The sequence below is a fragment of the Kitasatospora sp. NPDC018058 genome (assembly GCF_044327205.1).
Classification (GTDB): Bacteria; Actinomycetota; Actinomycetes; order Streptomycetales; family Streptomycetaceae; genus Kitasatospora.
The window spans coordinates 1-214 of sequence record NZ_JBIRFA010000158.1 but is presented as its reverse complement, the minus strand read 5'-3'; the positions used below and the strand labels follow the sequence as shown (position 1 = coordinate 214).

Sequence of the window (214 nt, the reverse complement as noted above, 5' to 3'; positions counted from 1 at the left end):
CGGCCCCCGCCGGGGGGGGGGGGGGGGGGGGGGGGGGGGGGGGGGCGGGGGGGGGGTGGTGGGGGGGGGGGGGGGGGGGGGGGGGGCCCCCCCCCCCCGCCACCCTCGACTGGATCGAGGACGACACCGAGCAGCACCTGGAACACCCCCACGCCTACCGGGCCGCTTCCTAGGAGGCCGCCGTGACCAGTACACCGAGCGCCGTCGCCGACGT

General features: G+C 82.7%; 1 protein-coding gene (cut by a window edge). It reads left to right on the top strand.

All coding sequences use genetic code 11. The features are described 5' to 3' along the window. A protein-coding gene (locus tag ACH4E7_RS45700; RefSeq protein WP_396255141.1) for a CBS domain-containing protein crosses the window boundary here: on the top strand, positions 1–173 show its 3' portion. It extends 727 nt beyond the left edge of the window; 173 of the gene's 900 nt are visible here — the last part of the coding sequence; the start codon falls outside the window, past its left edge; it ends in the stop codon at positions 171–173. Positions 174–214 lie beyond the last annotated feature (41 nt).